The 14981-nt window shown below is 49.7% G+C and carries 16 protein-coding genes and 1 other RNA gene; 10 read left to right on the top strand and 7 right to left on the bottom strand.

Annotation, left to right across the window (positions count from 1 at the left end; all coding sequences use genetic code 11):
• The first annotated feature begins 148 nt into the window (after positions 1-148).
• The 6 genes from smpB (at position 149) to Q1M04_RS06100 (ending at position 4872) form a co-directional block, all read left to right on the top strand.
• Entirely contained in the window at positions 149-607 is a 459-nt protein-coding gene (gene smpB / locus Q1M04_RS06125) for an SsrA-binding protein SmpB (protein WP_293279078.1), read from the top strand.
• A 169-nt stretch (positions 608-776) separates the two neighbouring features.
• Positions 777-1301 (top strand): peptidylprolyl isomerase, encoded by a 525-nt coding sequence (locus tag Q1M04_RS06120; protein ID WP_297998295.1) that lies wholly within the window; start codon positions 777-779, stop codon positions 1299-1301.
• Between the two features lie 31 nt (positions 1302-1332).
• Positions 1333-2091 (top strand): SDR family oxidoreductase, encoded by a 759-nt coding sequence (locus Q1M04_RS06115; protein WP_297998297.1) that lies wholly within the window; start codon positions 1333-1335, stop codon positions 2089-2091.
• Between the two features lie 320 nt (positions 2092-2411).
• Positions 2412-2777: a transfer-messenger RNA gene (gene ssrA / locus Q1M04_RS06110) on the top strand.
• A 235-nt stretch (positions 2778-3012) separates the two neighbouring features.
• Positions 3013-4314, top strand: a complete 1302-nt coding sequence (locus tag Q1M04_RS06105) for an ATP/GTP-binding protein (RefSeq protein ID WP_297998300.1) — start codon at positions 3013-3015, stop codon at positions 4312-4314.
• Positions 4315-4647: 333 nt separating this feature from the next.
• On the top strand, positions 4648-4872 hold the full coding sequence (locus Q1M04_RS06100; protein WP_297300721.1) for a DUF2188 domain-containing protein: 225 nt from the start codon (positions 4648-4650) through the stop codon (positions 4870-4872).
• Positions 4873-4942: 70 nt separating this feature from the next.
• Here the strand turns inward: Q1M04_RS06100 and Q1M04_RS06095 are convergent, their stop codons facing one another.
• The 5 genes from Q1M04_RS06095 to Q1M04_RS06075 form a co-directional block, all read right to left on the bottom strand.
• Positions 4943-5119, bottom strand: coding sequence for a hypothetical protein (locus tag Q1M04_RS06095; protein WP_297998302.1), 177 nt, complete (start codon positions 5117-5119; stop codon positions 4943-4945).
• A 90-nt stretch (positions 5120-5209) separates the two neighbouring features.
• Positions 5210-5446: a helix-turn-helix domain-containing protein gene (locus Q1M04_RS06090; protein ID WP_297998305.1), complete on the bottom strand. Its 237-nt coding sequence runs from the start codon at positions 5444-5446 to the stop codon at positions 5210-5212.
• A 4-nt stretch (positions 5447-5450) separates the two neighbouring features.
• Positions 5451-5876 (bottom strand): RNA polymerase sigma factor, encoded by a 426-nt coding sequence (locus Q1M04_RS06085; protein WP_300346591.1) that lies wholly within the window; start codon positions 5874-5876, stop codon positions 5451-5453.
• 447 nt (positions 5877-6323) lie between these two features.
• Positions 6324-6521, bottom strand: coding sequence for a cysteine-rich KTR domain-containing protein (locus Q1M04_RS06080; protein ID WP_297998309.1), 198 nt, complete (start codon positions 6519-6521; stop codon positions 6324-6326).
• An 18-nt stretch (positions 6522-6539) separates the two neighbouring features.
• Positions 6540-7922: an MATE family efflux transporter gene (locus Q1M04_RS06075; RefSeq protein WP_297998311.1), complete on the bottom strand. Its 1383-nt coding sequence runs from the start codon at positions 7920-7922 to the stop codon at positions 6540-6542.
• 120 nt (positions 7923-8042) lie between these two features.
• Between Q1M04_RS06075 and Q1M04_RS06070 the strand changes: the two genes are divergently transcribed.
• Positions 8043-8570 (top strand): PadR family transcriptional regulator, encoded by a 528-nt coding sequence (locus Q1M04_RS06070; protein WP_297998312.1) that lies wholly within the window; start codon positions 8043-8045, stop codon positions 8568-8570.
• A 1092-nt stretch (positions 8571-9662) separates the two neighbouring features.
• Here the strand turns inward: Q1M04_RS06070 and Q1M04_RS06065 are convergent.
• Positions 9663-9986 carry a hypothetical protein gene (locus Q1M04_RS06065; protein WP_366140805.1) on the bottom strand — a complete coding sequence of 108 codons (324 nt, stop codon included), beginning with the start codon at positions 9984-9986 and terminating at the stop codon, positions 9663-9665.
• A gap of 93 nt (positions 9987-10079) precedes the next feature.
• Here Q1M04_RS06065 and Q1M04_RS06060 point away from each other — a divergent pair, with 93 nt between their 5' ends.
• Together Q1M04_RS06060 and Q1M04_RS06055 are read left to right on the top strand one after the other, a co-directional pair.
• A complete protein-coding gene (locus tag Q1M04_RS06060; protein WP_204791132.1) occupies positions 10080-10436 on the top strand; it encodes a helix-turn-helix domain-containing protein in 357 nt (118 codons plus the stop codon).
• Positions 10433-11947, top strand: a complete 1515-nt coding sequence (locus Q1M04_RS06055) for a recombinase family protein (protein WP_297998314.1) — start codon at positions 10433-10435, stop codon at positions 11945-11947. The genes Q1M04_RS06060 and Q1M04_RS06055 overlap by 4 nt, the downstream gene beginning before the upstream one ends.
• A gap of 69 nt (positions 11948-12016) precedes the next feature.
• On the opposite strand, the gene Q1M04_RS06050 is transcribed toward Q1M04_RS06055, so the two are convergent.
• On the bottom strand, positions 12017-13237 hold the full coding sequence (locus Q1M04_RS06050; protein ID WP_297998316.1) for a tyrosine-type recombinase/integrase: 1221 nt from the start codon (positions 13235-13237) through the stop codon (positions 12017-12019).
• A gap of 695 nt (positions 13238-13932) precedes the next feature.
• Here Q1M04_RS06050 and Q1M04_RS06045 point away from each other — a divergent pair.
• Entirely contained in the window at positions 13933-14907 is a 975-nt protein-coding gene (locus Q1M04_RS06045; protein ID WP_297998318.1) for a hypothetical protein, read from the top strand.
• The last annotated feature ends 74 nt before the right edge of the window (positions 14908-14981 follow it).

Genomic DNA, 14981 nt, shown 5'->3' with positions numbered 1-14981 from the left:
AAGAAAACGCGCCCATTCCCAAGACATGCGGCCCCGGCAAAAAGCCGGGGCCGCTTCCGTTCTCCAGATTCTCCCCTTGCCTGAACGGGAAAACCATGGTATACTAAATACCGGAAAAACCGGGCATGATTTCCAGGAGGTGACCGCGATGGAAAAGAAGGGCGTGAAAATCGCCGCCCAAAACCGGAAGGCCCACCATGATTACTATGTGGAAGAGAAATATGAGGCGGGCATCGAGCTGGCGGGCACGGAGGTCAAGTCCGTCCGGGCCGGGACGCTGAACCTGAAGGACTCCTACTGCTCCGTGAAGGAAGGGGAGCTCTTCGTCCACGGGATGCACATCTCCCCCTATGAGAAGGGGAACATCTTCAACAAGGACCCCGTCCGGCCCCGCCGCCTGCTGATGCACAAGCGGGAGATACGGAAGCTCCACGCCCTGGTGAAGCAGGACGGCTATACCCTGGTCCCCCTGTCCGTGTACTTCAAGGACTCCCGGGTCAAGGTGGAGGTGGGCCTGTGCAAGGGCAAAAAGAACTACGACAAGCGGTCCGCCGCCGCCCAGCGGGACGCCAAACGGGAGATCGACCGGGCCATGAAAGCGCGATAAATTTTAAAGAAACTATATATTACTTCCGAACTGAAAGGCCGGAAGTAATATGTGCCATGTTCTGCGGTTGCCGCTGTTTACAGCGGCGAGCAAAACGGCTTAAATCAAATGGATTATTTCCGAGTTTTAAGCTTGGAAATAATAAAAGCACAGAAAGGAAGCGACCGGCATGAGCAATCCAATCGCCACCATCCTCATGGAGGACGGCAAAAAAATGACCGCCGAGCTCTATCCCGAAAAGGCCCCCAACACGGTGAATAACTTCATCACCTTGGCCAACAAGGGCTTTTACGACGGCTTAACCTTCCACCGGGTCATTCCCGGCTTCATGATCCAGGGCGGCTGCCCGGACGGCACCGGCATGGGAGGGCCCGGCTATGAAATCAAAGGGGAGTTTGCCTCCAACGGCTTCGCCCAGAACGACTTGAAGCACGCTGCAGGCGTCCTTTCCATGGCCCGGACCATGGCCCCGGATTCCGCCGGGAGCCAGTTCTTCGTCATGGTGGCCCCGGCAGGACACTTGGACGGTGAGTATGCCGCCTTCGGCCAGGTCATTGAGGGCGTGGACGACGCCATCGCCATCTCCCGGGTCCCCCGGAGCATGATGGACGACAAGCCCAAGAAGCCCGTGGTCATCCAGTCCATTCGCGTGGATACCAAGGGCGTGGATTATCCCGAACCGGAGACCCGCTGAACAAAACAAAGCGCATGAGAAGGAGGAAGCCATGAAAACCGCCATCATCACCGGCGCGTCCTCCGGCCTGGGCCGGGAGCTGGCCCGCCAAATCGAGGACGTGTTTCCCGACATCGCGTGTTATTGGCTCATCGCCCGCCGGGAGGACCGGCTGGAGAGCCTGGCGATCAGTTTGCCGGGCCGCCATACCACCTGCCTGGCCTTGGACTTGTGCGACCCCATGAGCTTTATCTCCTTAAAAGACCGCCTGGCGGCGGAGAAGCCGGAGGTGTCCCTGCTGGTGAACTGCGCGGGCTGCGGCTGTCTGGGCCGGGTAGGGGAGATGGACACCGCTTCCCAGACCCGGATGGTGGACCTGAACGTCCGGGCCCTGACCGCCGTGACCAACCTGGTCCTCCCCTATATGCCCGAGGGGGGCCATATCCTGAATGTGTCCTCCATTGCCTCCTTCTGCCCCAATCCCCGGATGACGGTGTATTCCTCCACCAAGGCCTACGTCTCCCATTTCACGGTAGGCCTGAACGAGGAGCTGCGCCGCCGCAAGGTCAGCGTCACGGCGGTCTGTCCCGGTCCCATGGCGACGGAGTTTCTCCCGTTGGCTGGAATCACGGGCCGCTCCAGCACCTTTGAATTCCTGCCTTACTGTGACCAGGTAAGAGTAGCCGGGGGCGCTCTCCGCGCCGCCAAAGCGGGCCGCACGATCTACACCCCCAAGCTTCTGTATAAATTCTACCGCCTCCTGGCCAAACTGACTCCCTCCCAGCTTTTAGTCAAGTTTGTCAAGACCTGAGCAGAAAAGACAAGATGGAGGGGGCCCGCTCAAGGGCCTCTCTCCCAAATGTCACAAAACCGTAACACACACCGGTCCAAACCTGTGCTATACTAATCTAACGATTCCACCTGCAAACACCCAAAAGACCAAGACCCCGCGCAAGTCCCCCGTTCCCATCCCCCGTCTTTCCTCCCTCGTTCCCCCGCAGGGGGGTGGGGGTTGCTCAAGGGGGAGCCCGATCCCCCTTGAAGAAGTGGAGCAAGGGAGCGGGCGCAGTTCTCGCCAACCGCCGAAGGCGCTTGGCGGGAACGGAGCATAGTGGACTTTGCGACACATCCGGGGGTGTAAGGGTTTCGACGGGGGTATGGAGGCGGGACCAGCGGGCGGCGGCGCCTGACCGCCATAAAACGGGCAAATTATAAATCAAATAACAACAACACTGTTGCTGTTGCTGCCTAACTAAAGGCAGCCGTCCGACCCGGAAGGACCGCGAGCCGGGAAGGGCGTCGTTTAGCGGTAAATGTGCGTACAGTAAGCTTTGCCTGTGCCACACATCATGAAGCTCACCTGAATTGACGGCGTGACGATGTGCCGTCTCCGAGGGGAACAGGAGGGGTAAGGCCCTCCGCAATCACCGTCTGCGCCCGGAGAAAGTCCCGTTAAAGTGCTTTCGGACGCGGGTTCAACTCCCGCCACCTCCACCAGATGGACATTGGACGAACACCTATTATTTCAAAGGCGGCTTTGCCGTCATGGTGTGGCTCTGATGTCAGCAGAATTAAGAACTGAGGATTTGTCCTCAGTTCTTATTTTTTCGCATCATCTGTGCAAAATTTTTGTTGTACTATATATTTCGCTATCTTCGTCGAAATATAAAAAATAACATCTTGACAGCAACGGGACTCCGTGGTAAAATGAGCCAAGAAAGGAGCGAAACAGATGGATAACGTGATCTTGAAATCCTTATCCGCCGAAAATTTCGCTTCGTTTGCCGAACGAATCGAGTTTTCAACAGAGACAGATTCGGGTAAAAAAGAGCACCTTGAAAATACATTCACAGTAGAGGATATGCGTTTCAACAAGGTTTCTTTTCTTTACGGAGCAAACGGATCGGGGAAAACCTTCTTTTGCAAGATTTTGAGGGAAATTCAGCGGATTTTAGCTCTCTCCCCTCTGATTACAGCAACCAATAGCGCCCAGTTTCTAGCAACACCACAGATCAAGGGCATGGACGCCCCTGTAAAGCCCTTTGCCTTTGATACGCAGTATCAAGACAAGCCAACAACGCTTGGAATTGACATTGTTTTAGACGGAGTAAGTTACCATTATGAGTTCTCGATTCAAGGGAAAACAGTTGTACGAGAAATTCTAACAAAAAAATTCCGTCGGACGGAGAAACTTATAGAACGCACATCTCCTTCCTTTAAAGATATTTTGCTTCGTTCTGATTTGAAAGGGTTTGAACCAACAAAGCAAACAGTAAAACCTGAAGCTCTTTGCCTTCCTGTTGCGGCAATGCTGAATAATCCTTTGGCCGCCCGACTGAATGCTGTGATTTGTGGGATTCAAGTAGTTAGTATGGCAGCAGGGCGTTTAAACCCAATCAATCCCAAAAAGACTTTTACCGAAGAACGCATAGCAAAGTATATACACATTATCCAGAAGGCTGACCCCACAATTCGAAATATCAGTGTATCAACATCAGAAGAAGAAATCGCACGGCAAAAAATTGATACGGACGATTTTGAGAACAGGGAAATCATTGCAAAGAAAATGACCGTGAGTATTGATACCAAACATGCCGTTTACAGCAATGGTGAGGAACAAGATAGTCAAGTCCCAATTACTTTTTTCGCAGAAGAATCATTAGGAACAGTGAAATTGTTTACGGCTCTCCCGTATCTCTATGATGTCTTGGAAATGGGTGGTGTCCTTATCATCGACGAATTAGAGAATGGGTTACATCTCTCACTTGCAAAGGAAATCATTAGTCTATTTAGTAGCGAAGAGAGCAACCCTAACCACGCCCAGCTTATATGCACTTCACATCAACCATTGCTGTTAGACGGAGATTATCGACGCGATCAAGTGTGGGTTGCGACCAAAGATTCTGTTGGAAAAAGCTCGTTACATAGATTGAGTGAATTACAGACTCCACGAGCCAAAGTAAACCTTACAGCACAAATTTTGAAAGGAGCTTTTGGGTGTAATCCCCAACTGTTCTTTGACAATAACACATAATAAGAAAAAGGAAAGACACCGAGCGGCAACTCGGTGTCCTGCGGGATGACAGAAGCACGGGACGTTGTACTTTGTCATGAATGCTTTTACATTGTACCACGCTTGATTCTCGATTGCAATATGAAATCTGTATCCAGAAAGGAAAAAATAAACGCAGGCTTTTTCCCAAAAATGTGATGACATATAACATCATATTTTAAAGGAGCGTAAAAACAATGACAATCAAGTACAAATATTACATTTGCCGTTGTGGCAAGAAAATCATTCCTGTGACCAATCCATCGAGATGTCCCCACTGTGGGCGTGTTACTCGGCTGAAATGAGGTATGTGTTATGGGAAAGAATCAACATGTAACTCCGCACCCCGGCGGCGGCTGGCAAGTCAAGGGAGCTGGAAATTCGCGTGCGACTGTACGTACCCCAACGCAGAAAGCTGCAATTGATGTTGCACGTCAAATTTCGCAGCATCAAGGGTCTGAATTAGTAATCCATCGCCCAAACGGTCAAATCAGAGATAAGGACTCACATGGGAAAGACCCGTTCCCGCCGAAGGGATAACTTAATCGCAATAGCCAGCGGTGATAAGGCTTTAACGCTTTATCACCGCTGTTCCTATACTCTTACTCTTTTACATCTTGTAGGATTTACTTTTCTGTGCTTCCTGCCACTCCGCAAACTCCCGTTGGCCCTGTGCGCTGTCATAGTATTTCCGTATCTCCGGGACGAGGAACCGGGCAAAGGTTTCTATAATGGCTTGTGGAAGTTCAATTTCATGGGCCGCTTTATCTGGTTGATTTTTTGGCAAAGATGTTCCCCCTTTCCAAAACGCAGGACAAGGCCCGCAGGTGGGAGAAACAAGGAAAGGGTAAGCTGTTCCTCCCTCTGGGGTCGGTTATCAGTTCACGCTGAGAATGGCGCGGATGAGCTTGTTTTCCAGACGGCTTTTCATGTACTCGTCCAGGCAGGCGCGGGGACAGCCGCTTTCATCGTAGACCATCCGGGTGCAGAGCTTGTTTATGTAGCCCTCGTAGTACCGCAAGACCTGTTCCACAGCATCGGCGTCCCCGGCGCGGGCCGCATCGCTCACCGCCAGCGGCAGCAGCTCACGGCCTTTGTAGTTACGGCGCTTCATAGTGCTAACCTCCTTTACTCGCTGTCAGTTTTGTCCGCAGGACATTCAGCGATTTTGTTCTGCGCCGCTGGACGGCACTCCGGGACAGTCCCAAGGCCTCGCCAATCTCGCTGTCTGTCAAGTCCAGAACCAACCGCAAAATTAAAATGCTTTGCTCCTGCTCCGGCAGACTGGCAAAGGCGTCGGCAATTCGTTCGCTTCTGATCGGCAGGTCATAGCCGCAGTACGAAAACACGTAGCTGTCGCTGGGGTAATCGTCTACGGAACACAGCTTGTCCATCGCCGTTTGGGGCAGACGCTCCAAGGACGTTTCCCGGCTGGCCCGCCGTTTCATTTCCCGGATGTAGTCGATTGCCTCATGCTTCAACACGGTCTTGCAAAAGGCGTCAAACCTGCACCGTTCGCCATAGTCGCGGGGGTTCGTTTTCATCTTCTCACCCCCTTTCGTTTGGGGATGGTGGTGGTACTTTCCCTTTCCGCTAACAGAGCGTTCAGCGGCACAGGTTTTGCGCGCAAAACCGATTTCCGCAGAGAAAAAAGTGAAGAAAATTTTCCAGACCGCAGGAAACGACAAAAACCGCCCGGCAGGTCACAGACCCACCGGGCGGTTTGCATTGTATAGTTTACTGTATCTGCATCGTATAGTATAGCGTTGTGACCGCAGTTCTCCCATGAGGGAAGCAGGCTTTTTTTGATAAATCTTGGACTGCTAGGTTGTGTAGAATGGCTTTGTGTTTCATGGCGGCTGCTCCTATGTACCGCCACAGCGCAAAAGGAGCGACGGCTTTTGATTTCTTAAAAGCCGTTGCTCCTTATTTGACTTAGCCACGACTTTTCAAAGGCAAAGCCGATAACTATAGGGGAAGTTCCCGTAACGTTACCGGCTCTGCGTCTGTGCGTCTGGCTCTATGATGGATGTATTCAGTTGTTGGACACTGATTAACACTTCCTGCTTACACTTGGGGCAATACAGCGGAAATCTTTCAAGTATCGTATCCTTGTAGACTTTTATTCGGGTCTTTCCGCCACAGGCAGGACAGCATATCCAATGAGAACAATTCTGTACTGCGTTCATTTGCACCACCTCATTTTATCAATGCTCCTGGGGTGGAGTGGAGACGGAGATATGGGTTTCTGCTATCCACAATTCTCTGTGTAGCCGAACCGCCATAACTACAGTGACAATCGCTGAAATAATATCCGCTATCGGCTGTGTATAGAGAACGCCGCCTAATCCCCAAACCGCTGGAAGTATCAAAATAGCAGGGACAAAACAAATCCCCTGACGGCAAGCGCCGAGGATGCAGCCCTCTGTGGCTTTTCCCATCACAAGAAACAGGAAGGAATAGACTGTGTAAAAACCAAAAAGGACAAAAGAGAGGCCGTTTGCCCGTAGCGCAATAGAGCCGACACGAACCATCTCCGCATCTTCCTTTGTGAAAAGGGATACAATTTGCGTAGAGAATACAGCGGCAATAACACCAAAAATCACACAAAAGGCAGTAGACCAGAGGATAGCAGTTTTGATGGCCTCCCGCAGCCGGTTAAACTTTTTTGCCCCATAACTAAATCCGGCAATGGGCTGAAATCCTTTCAGAAAGCCAAAGACGATCAGTGTCCCCATAGACATAATTTTTGTGACCGGCCCCATGGCGGCCAGTGCGGAGCCTCCGTATTCCTTGGCGGCACTGTTTATCATGCTGATGGAAAGGCTGGTCAGAAGTTGGAAAATCAGCGTAGGAATACCGATTTTCAAAATTTCGGACATAATCTCTTTTGCAAAGTAACATTCTTTAATGCTGAAGCTGAACACGCTCTTTTTCCGGAGTATGTAGCAAAGATAAACCAATGTGGAAACGATTTGGGAAATCGCTGTCGCAATCGCCGCGCCAGCTACGCCAAAGTTCAGTGTGTAGATAAAAACAGGGTCTAATATCACATTCAGCACCGCGCCAGCCATCAGCGCGCACATAGCCGTTTTCGCTGCGCCCTCGCTGGAAACGATATTGTTCATGGTGACGTTGAACACGTTGAAAATGGAGAACACGATATATATGCGGGTGTAGGTAATCGCATAGGGCATCACGCTTTCGATTGCGCCAGCTTGTTTCAAAATTGGTTCCAGAAAGATAACAGAGAGCAGAATCACAACTGCGCCAATGGAAACGCCGCTGTAAATGGCTGTACTCGCTACCTTGTTCGCCGTATCCTTGTCGCCACGGCCCAGCAGCCTGGACAGATAGGCGGCAGCGCCGTTTCCGAACAGCAGGCCCAGGCCAACAACAATCTGTCCCAGGGGAAAGGCAACCGTGACCGCGCCCATCTGGTCGGTCCCCAGCCCGCCTACAAAATAGGTGTCTACCAAATTGTAGAGGGCGTTAATGAGCATACCAATCATCGTTGGGATGCCCAGTGCCAGGAAAGCTTTGGGAATTGGCGCACTCCCCAGAAACGCCATTTTTTTGTTTCCGTCCATAAATTGCTCCTTTCTCTTGACAGCCGGTGTAATGTGAAGTAGTATAATTTATAGCAGCTGTCAGTCAGCACATACTACTATAATTTATAGTAGTTGTCAAGTGCGAAAGGGGAAATCTTCATGGCAACAATAGATTTGATTGTCCTTGGGATGCTCAAAAAGCAGCCGCTGAGTGCCTACGACATTCAAAAGCTTGTGGAATACCGCAATATTTCAAAATGGGTAAAAATCAGTACACCATCTATCTATAAAAAGGTCATTCAGTTAGAGGAAAAGGGCCTGCTCCAAAGCGTCCCTGTGCGGGAAACCAATATGCCGGAAAAAGCAGTCTACTCGCTGACGGCCAACGGTGAGCAGGAATTTGAGCGGCTGATGGGAGAACTCTCCGCCCAGCCTATCCGAATGTTTTTAGATTTCAATGCTGTGATTGTAAATTTGGACAGCGTTCCTTTGGAAATGCAAAAATCCTGCGTTGCCAGTATTGAAAAAAATGTGCAGGATTTGAAAAGCTATCTGGAAGAAAACCTTCGGGAAAAAGAAAATGCGCCGGAGGTTCCTGAAATCGGTATAGCGGTTTTGCGTCAGCAGTTTGTCTTAGCTGAAACGATTGAAGCTTGGATTGCGACTTTGAAATCAGGACTTTTTTGAGGTACTTTTAAGAAAAAAGAACGGGAAACCGCTATCGTAGCAAGCATAGGGAGTGTGGCCACACTCCCGAAATTCGGTCAAATCCGGCCCCTGCCGGGCCGTGTCCGTTTTGCTTGTTGGGATTCCCAAACCCTTATGCAAAACGGAAGCAACACTCACAGATGCATAAAAGATGTAGCGATGTATTTTTATCAGGCTACCCGAAAAGTCTGCACCAAGACGCCGGAACAGCGGGACAGAAAATTTATGGGTCAGGCGTAGAAAAAGCAACTCCCAAAGGTATTGAAAACGCAGGCTTTTTTCGTGGGTGTCGGAGAGCGGCAAGGTGTTTATAATCTGTTTTTCCGAAAACAGGGGGTAACTCTTTCTACATAGCACTCTTGCCGACACCTCGGTTAATAGTCCCAAATCAGCCCATCAGACTACGCATTTAGGGCCTGTTCAGCGCCCTGTTGCCAAGGCTTCCAAGCGGCGGTCGCATAGGGAGTAGTACGATTTGACCTGCACCCTCAAAAATGGACTTCTAACTGCGTAGAAATGGACGGGGAACCCCTGCCGCCAGGATAGAGCTGATATGTAACGCTTTAGAGGCAAAACAGCCCCACTATTTCAAGGCTTTCCGGCTACGGTCGATAGGGGTGTAGCACAATTTGACCTGCGCCTGCCAAAACGGGCCTCTAACGGCGTACAGATGGACGTAAAAAAGCCAGGGCAGGAGGCCGACACTCCGGCTCTCCTGTCCTGGCTCATGCTGAACTGTGAAACTATGCTGTCACACAAGAGGGCCTGCAGCCCCTCTTGTGGCACCCGCAGAAACCGTACACCCGCTTCGCGTCTGTACGGTTTCTGCGGGTCAGATAAGGGCCTCGATAAGCCCTGCTGCTATATGGTCTCCCTGCTTTCCGCTTCCGTTCCATTCCCTTCCGGCGGCTTTGCCGCCCATCCCCAAAGGAGAGGGCAGGAGAAAGGATAGGAAAGGAATGGGTAATTGATAACTCTTTATTTGATTTTTCTTTATTTACTTATATCTTTATTTTATTGCGTCGGATTTACCTACATAGGATTTTCCGATATTGGATTTCCCGATGCAGGTTAATCCAACGCCGGTAAAGCAGACACCGATTGCGGCTGTTCGTAGATGGTGTACTCCGCTCCCCGCAGACGTCCCCGGCTGTCCCGTTCCCTCGTCCGCACGATATACCCAGCCCGCTCCAGCTCATGGACGGCCTGACGGATGGCGTCGATCTGCTCCCGGTTGATGTAGGCCAGCCCTTGCAGGGTGTAGTCCCATTCTTCCGGGAGTGACAACATTTGCGATAGGAGGCCCTTGGCTTTCAGGGACAGGGCTTTGTCCCGCAGATGGTGGTTGGACATGACGGTGTAATCTGTGGTTTTCTTGACATGAAATACTGACATGGTATTCATATCTCCTTTCTTTGCAATTCATAATTTGGATTGACAGAGACGTCACTTTCTGCTATACTATCAGTACGACAGGAGGTGAACAATTTGAGCGATATAGGCAAAAGAATGAGAACGCTCCGGGAGGGCATCGGACTGTCCCAAGCCAAGTTCGGAAAAATTGCTGGCATCCCCCAGGCTACCATCAATCGATACGAAACAGGCTACTCCGCCGCTCCCATCAAAGTGCTGATCTGGTATGCGGATTACTTCGATGTGTCGATGGATTATATCTGCTGCCGCACTGAAAAACCCCAGGGCAAGCTGTACGAGTACAAGCCAAAAATTCTGGAAGAAGATAAGGACATGAGGCGGTTTGTGGAGATGTGCTTTGACCCCGCCTCACCCATGAATGACCGCTTGAAAAAAGCCATCGTTGAAATGCTGGAGGGGGTGAAAGAGTGAACATTGTCATTTACGCCCGATATTCCAGCCACAGCCAGACAGAGCAATCCATTGAGGGCCAGCTTCAAACCTGCTATGAGTTTGCCAAGAACAACGGGCATATCGTGATTGGTGAATACATCGACCGGGCGCAGAGCGGCACGACAGACAGCCGGGCCGAGTTTCAGCGCATGATTGCCGACAGCGACAAACACATTTTTGAGGGTGTGCTTGTCTATCAGCTTGACCGCTTTGCCCGGAACCGCTATGACAGCGCCATCAACAAGGCCAAGCTCAAAAAGAACGGCGTCCGGGTGATCTCCGCCAGAGAAAATATCAGTGACGACGCCAGCGGTATTTTGGTGGAGGGCGTGTTGGAGAGCATGGCCGAATACTACTCGGCGGAGCTGTCCCAAAAGATACGGCGGGGCATGGACATCAACGCTGAAAAGTGTTTGAGCAATGGGAGCAATCCGGGTCTTGGTTACTATGTGGACGAGGAACGCCGCTTCCATGTTGACACAGAGGGCGCTGCCGTTGTCCGGGAGATTTTCGAGATGTACGCCAGCGGAAAGACCGTCGCTGAAATCACAAAATATCTCAACGCGAAACAGGTCAAGACCTCCCAAGGCAAGGAGTTCAACAAGAACAGCCTGCACCGGCTTTTGCGGAACAAGCGGTATATCGGCTATTACATCTACAAGGATACGGAAACGCCGGACGGTATGCCCCGCATCATTGAGGACGAGCTTTTTCAGCGGGTACAGCACATCATTGACCGAAACAAAAAAGCTCCCGCCCGTTCCAGGGGGCGAGAGGAATATCTGCTGACAACGAAGCTATTTTGCGGCTACTGCCGGGAGATGATGACCGGCTATGGCGGGACGGGAAAATCCGGGACGGCCTATCGCTACTACGCCTGCAAGAGCGCCAAGAAAAAGACCTGCCGGAAGAAAGTTGTCAACAAGCAGAAAATTGAGGACAGGGTTGTTTTGGAGTGCCGCAAGCTGTTGACGGACAGCAATATTGAAAAGATTTCCCTTGCGGTTGCCGCCGCTTGTGAGGCCGACTATGACAGCTCCGCCATCAGGCGCATCAAGGCGGCAATACAAGAGGCGGACGCAGCCATAGAAAACCTGTGGAAAGCCTTGGAGCGCAGGCAGGCGGTGGATATGATTACCGAGCGCATTGAGAAGCGCAAGCGGGAAAAGGACGAGTTGCAGGGCCAGCTTGCCATAGAGATGGGAAAGCAGGCCACATTCACCGCACCGCAAATCAAAGCGTTTCTCTACTCGTTGAAACGGGGAGATGTCAACGACGAGAACAACCGCCGGGGGATGGTGAATATCTTCCTTCGGGCCATCTACCTTTACGACGACAGAATGACGCTGATTCTCAACGGCGGGGACAGGCCGATTACGATTGACGACATTCTGCTGGACGAGATAGAAGAACACTTTGAAAGCGCTGTTTCCGGCTTTGTGGGGTGTTCACCGTTGGTTGCGGCCGCTCCACCACGAAAAAGTCTGTAATCTCAATGGTTACAGGCTTTTTTCCTTTTGGTTTCCCATCGATTTCCCAACAGTTTCCCTAATTTCTGCTTATGCGCCGGAAACCCCTTTGATAAACTGGTCCATCCGGGCAGCACTCTCCGTTTTCATCTTCTCCGTGGAATGGGCGCATTGGCTCAAAGTAAAGGCGGCGGTATGGTGCCCTAAATTCTCCTGTACCGTCTTGATATCGTCCCCAGCATCAAGAGAAATGGTAGCATAGGTATGACGCAAATCATGGAGCCGGGCTTGCGGTAAGCCAATAGAGGCCATTAACCGCTTGTAGTTGTTATAGACCGTGTTGGGAGAAAGATGCCGCCCCAGGTGATTTGTGAATACAAATCCTTCGTCCTGCCAATCGGGTCCGGCTTTTAATCGTGCTTCTGTCTGCTGAACCTTATACTGCCTCAGAGCATCCATAACAAAGGCGGCGGCGGTAATAGTACGTCCTTTTCCATTCTTTGTAGGCGTAAGGTGAAAAACTCCAGACTGACCTGGAATCTGTTGGAGTTGTCGGTTGATGTAGATGGTATTTCTCTCAAAGTTTACATGGTCCCAGGTCAAACCGCAAACCTGCCCACGGCGTATGCCAGTAAACATCAGCACCAAAAAGACGGTTTCAAATTTATGGCCCTTTATGGTTTTCATGAAGGTTTGAATTTCTTCTTCGCTCAGAGGCTTGATTTCCGTTTTTTCTGCCCTGGGTAATTCACAGGCATCCGAAGCATTTGTACGCAGATAGCCGATTTTAACCGCTTGCTGCAATGCTTTGTGAAGCACTCCATGGATATTCTGCACAGTTTTAGGGGACAGGCCAGGTTTATCCCCATGAGCCATTCCGAGACGATTGTAAAACTGCTGAATCGAATGGGTGCGCAGCTTATCGAGCCTTATTTCGCCAAGTGCTGGTTTGATATGGTTGTTAACGTGCTGGGTGTAGCTCAGGACCGTATAAGGCCGCACATTGCTCAGATAAGTCTCCAGCCAAATGTCCAGCCATTGGCCCACGGTTATTTTGGAGGGTTCTACATAGGTTCCTTCTTCGGCTTCTACAAGTGCCTTGCGTAATCTTTTCTCGACTTCGGTTTTATTTTTCCCAGAGATAGAATGCTGTTTCAGCTTTCCGGTTTCGGGGTCCTTTACTGAGAATCGGCCCTCCCAATAGGCGTTACCATTTCTGATTATCTGTCTGAGTGAACCCATACCGTTTGCTTTTCTTCCCGGTTCAGGCTTCTTGTTCTGAGCTGTAATCTTTTTCTTTGGGCGTGGCATAATTTCTCCTTTCTTCGCCACGCAGATACGGTGATAAGGCGCATGAGCGTGTCGGCATCTAGCCGTAGTGGGTTAGGATTTTTGTTGAAGTAGTCATTTCTGGTTCCCCTTTCAAAATTTATTTATCACAGGTATTATACACCTAGAGATACCTGGGCGTCAAGGCATTGTGCAATTTGTTCATAACTTTTCTTCACAAATTAAAATGAATTAATCTAAAATTTTAGATAAACTAATCATTTTTCGGATGAGTAATTCCAAAATCGCCTTGACAAATGGAGCGATGTATGGTAATATGTACTCATCAGTTAGCCCCGGGCCCAATGGTAAAGAACACGGAACTTGACTGGAACACGGAATTTGGAATATGAGATGGCACTTTGACTGAGATGATGAAAGCGGTCTGGGGATAACACCTAATGTTGAGCCCTCGCTGGATGATTCTGGCGAGGGTTCTATTTGGCTTTCGGATAAGAGTAGGAGGGCGATAAAATGCAGTAGGAAAGAGCAATAAACAGTTACTTAAATATCCGCAAGAAGTTTAGCTATCTAATATATAGGGGACCGAAAAAGTACCACACTTTGACCATCCGAAAATTTTATGGTACTTCTTACCTCCCTATAATAATAGTTAATATAAACAGGGAAGAAGTACCAGTGTTTTGTGAATTGGTTTTCTATGAAAGGAGTGATACATGGAAAAGAAATTAACTCAATATAATTATGAAACGCGAAATATCGACATAAATGCAATATTTCCTTCATTTTCTAAACTATTTTGTGCGGTTACAGGCAGGAAACCACCTACAGGAAAGAATAACCTGGATATAGTCAAAGCTAACCTATCTCGTTATTTGGAATATCGGAAACTATGTGAAGCGGACCCGTCGTGTGTCAAGAAAAATGCTGTGATTGTTACCAAAATTCACAATCCACCACTGCCTAAAGAAAATGACGGCAGGGGAAAACATGGAATATATGCTGACGATATAAAGCCGCTGCTGGTGAGCTTGGGAACGTTTGAGGGAAAATACTCTACTCTGGCGAATCAAGTAGGTGTATTCTCCAGGTATTTCGACGAATTGAAGAAAAACAATTCCGAGTTGATGAAGCAATTAGAGCGGCAGACCAATGAGCTGGACTATAATTTATGGAAACGAAATGAGTTTATGGCCCCTGGTGAAAAGGAATATCGTAGTATCATATCCGAGAAGGTGAAGGATATCCTGAAAAGCAATCTGGAGGCTTTACATAGAGAAGGAACCGTACAGTATGAGGCTCACTATAAAATCATCCCGGATGCTTCGCTCACGATGGAGGACTATAGAACCAGACCCATGAGCAAAGCGGAAGAAATTGAAGGATGGGAAATGCACTGCAAAGCCATTGAACAGGAGGCCAGTCGGGAAAAATCTGTGTTAAATACCGAGTTGGCCGAACATCTGATTTTTGGAATTGATAAGGCGTATTCTCTTGACTATCAACTGCTACGTGCTGGAGAGAATCCCGTTATATGTTCCCCAGAGCAAGAGGCAGCTATTGAGAATTACCAGTTCTATGTGAGGCAATGTGTTATGAAGGAATATCGCAATTTGGATAAACTGCCAGTTGTGGATGGGGTAGTGTCAAGATTATTTCGCAAATTAGTATGCAGACTCTGGGTGGAATGAAGTCAGCCGGCAATAGAGGTGTCCTCCAGAGCAGCTTCCAGGTGCCTCATATTCATGTACTTCTTGTTGCCCCA

Origin of the sequence: uncultured Oscillibacter sp., assembly GCF_950073225.1 — a bacterium.
Taxonomy (GTDB): Bacteria; Bacillota; Clostridia; order Oscillospirales; family Oscillospiraceae; genus Oscillibacter.
The sequence above is the reverse complement of the archived record's forward strand: the minus strand, read 5'-3'. Positions and strand labels throughout refer to the sequence as shown.

Bases quoted from the DNA above. Each gene is read 5' to 3' on its own strand.
- Q1M04_RS06120 (WP_297998295.1), top strand. From the start codon at position 777: ATGAGCAATCCAATCGCCACCATCCTCATGGAGGACGGCAAAAAAATG.
- smpB (WP_293279078.1), top strand. From the start codon at position 149: ATGGAAAAGAAGGGCGTGAAAATCGCCGCCCAAAACCGGAAGGCCCAC.
- Q1M04_RS06090 (WP_297998305.1), bottom strand. From the start codon at position 5,446: ATGAAGCGCCGTAACTACAAAGGCCGTGAGCTGCTGCCGCTGGCGGTG.
- Q1M04_RS06045 (WP_297998318.1), top strand. From the start codon at position 13,933: ATGGAAAAGAAATTAACTCAATATAATTATGAAACGCGAAATATCGAC.
- Q1M04_RS06085 (WP_300346591.1), bottom strand. From the start codon at position 5,876: ATGAAAACGAACCCCCGCGACTATGGCGAACGGTGCAGGTTTGACGCC.
- Q1M04_RS06075 (WP_297998311.1), bottom strand. From the start codon at position 7,922: ATGGACGGAAACAAAAAAATGGCGTTTCTGGGGAGTGCGCCAATTCCC.
- Q1M04_RS06115 (WP_297998297.1), top strand. From the start codon at position 1,333: ATGAAAACCGCCATCATCACCGGCGCGTCCTCCGGCCTGGGCCGGGAG.
- Q1M04_RS06065 (WP_366140805.1), bottom strand. From the start codon at position 9,986: ATGTCAGTATTTCATGTCAAGAAAACCACAGATTACACCGTCATGTCC.
- Q1M04_RS06100 (WP_297300721.1), top strand. From the start codon at position 4,648: ATGGGAAAGAATCAACATGTAACTCCGCACCCCGGCGGCGGCTGGCAA.
- Q1M04_RS06080 (WP_297998309.1), bottom strand. From the start codon at position 6,521: ATGAACGCAGTACAGAATTGTTCTCATTGGATATGCTGTCCTGCCTGT.
- Q1M04_RS06050 (WP_297998316.1), bottom strand. From the start codon at position 13,237: ATGCCACGCCCAAAGAAAAAGATTACAGCTCAGAACAAGAAGCCTGAA.
- Q1M04_RS06105 (WP_297998300.1), top strand. From the start codon at position 3,013: ATGGATAACGTGATCTTGAAATCCTTATCCGCCGAAAATTTCGCTTCG.
- Q1M04_RS06070 (WP_297998312.1), top strand. From the start codon at position 8,043: ATGGCAACAATAGATTTGATTGTCCTTGGGATGCTCAAAAAGCAGCCG.